Source organism: Mesorhizobium sp. (assembly GCF_005063415.1).
Taxonomy (GTDB): domain Bacteria; phylum Pseudomonadota; class Alphaproteobacteria; order Rhizobiales; family Rhizobiaceae; genus Mesorhizobium.
In genome coordinates, this window is sequence record NZ_SUEG01000320.1 from 1 (window position 1) to 1695 (window position 1695).

The 1695-nt window shown below is 60.8% G+C and carries 3 protein-coding genes; all 3 read right to left on the reverse strand.

All coding sequences use genetic code 11. From position 1 onward, the window contains the following. The coding region (locus E5W70_RS32270) for a hypothetical protein (protein ID WP_292665394.1) at positions 1 to 183 on the reverse strand (183 nt) is incomplete at its 3' end. A gap of 775 nt (positions 184 to 958) precedes the next feature. After that, positions 959 to 1324: a hypothetical protein gene (locus tag E5W70_RS32275; protein ID WP_292665395.1), complete on the reverse strand. Its 366-nt coding sequence runs from the start codon at positions 1322 to 1324 to the stop codon at positions 959 to 961. 95 nt (positions 1325 to 1419) lie between these two features. Further along, positions 1420 to 1695 (reverse strand): EF-hand domain-containing protein (locus E5W70_RS32280; RefSeq protein ID WP_292665396.1); only part of this gene is annotated, 276 nt, incomplete at its 5' end.

Here is a 1695-nt window from a genome sequence, read left to right on the forward strand (position 1 = left end):
TGGAACGCCCTCGCCGACTTCGCTGATCGATTTCTTGAGACGGCCGGCTAAACAAAGAGGTGCCTCAGTCCGGCGCAGCTTGCATCGACGCACCGGTTTTCGGTAAAATTTCGCGGTAAGCCCCTGAAGCACGACACCGCACGCTTGGCGCGTACCGCGACCTTGGCCCTGCAGAAGAATCATGGGAGCTGCGAAGCAATTCTGACTGCCCGACGCGTGTTCCGGCCGACCTCAGAATCCAGCCTGGCCGGCTGAAGGGCGGCAACGACACTGCATGCCGTTACAGATTTGATCTCGCACATGCTCCATCCGCCACGTCGGCAAAGACGTCGCCCCCCAAAGCTGCCGGACCGCAAAGCGCCCCCATGTCGGCCGTCGAGGTGATCTTTGCTATTGCCCGATAGCAGACGTTGCCGGCGACACCCCGGACATCGTAGTCCCGCCATGAGCTGCCGTTCGCGTTCGCGGCGCTTCTCCAAACCGGTCGTTCATTGTACCGCTCGGATTGACCCTCTCCGGTCATCCGAATTCGAGCACGGAACGACATAGGTTATCTGATAGTGGTCTTTCCGCGGGCCGTATGGCCTATTGCTCCTCCCGCTGCAGGCTATTACGGAGTTGCCCATGAGCGCCGCCTGCAGGCACCTTCAACCTGACCCTGCGGAAGCCGGACGCAACGGCAACGATGCAGGTACCGGCTATGCCATCGGGCACATCGGCATAGGGGTTGCTCGTGCCATTTTCCGCTCCTCCCGTTTTGTTGTCTTGTCTGCGCGTCTAAGCTGCTTCAACCATCAATTCACCCGGTAGCTCTGGTGCTATTGTGGCACCGCTCGGTGCCGTAAGGCGTGTCATTCAGGATGAGCAGGACTCAGCAGGTGTCCTTTCTACGGTTCTTCGAACAGGCTTCCGTCGGAAAGCGACTTCCGTCACCCATCTACCGTTCGACAAGGACGGCTTATTCGCCGAGCACCCGGCGCCGCTCCTCGAGCTCCTCTTTGTCGATTTCGTCGCGTGCAAAGCGCTCCTTGAGAATGTCGACCGGTGTGCGCACGGACGGCGTATGGTGCGGCGTCGCTGATCCCTGCCATGGTCCACCGGCCCAACGGGAGAGAAGGACCACGGCTGCGATCAGCACGCCGAGAAAAAGGATCATGAACAGCGGACCAAAAATCATCGCCGAGCCTCCATCCCACCCCATCATGCCCGGACCATAATCGTACCTGTTGCCGCCTGACGGTGCCTGCGCCGACACCGCGCCAGGCGCGAGCGTCAGGGCGGCGCTCACCACGGTGGCGAAAATCGGAATCAGGACCTTTTGCATTGGCGAACTCCATCATGGGTCAGCTTGCATGGCCAGCCACGCCGCGGCGGTCGTCGTATGCCCCTCATGCGAGCGGCGATCAGGTTAGCGCGCGGCTATTCCCGCATGAATGCCTGAACCTCCTCGGGCGTCACTTTGCCGTCTTTGTCGGCATCCACCTTGTCGAAGATTCGCTTTTGGATGATCGTAATCTCCTCGAAGGAGAGCGCGCCGTCACTGTCCGCGTTGGCAATGGCGAACATGATCTTCATCATGTGCCCGTGCATGCGCATCATTGGCATGCCGCCCATCATGCCTTGGCTCCCCTGGCCCATCATTCCGGGAGACATCATGCCGGGTTGGCCGAGCTGCCCGCCTTGGCGTTGTCCCGC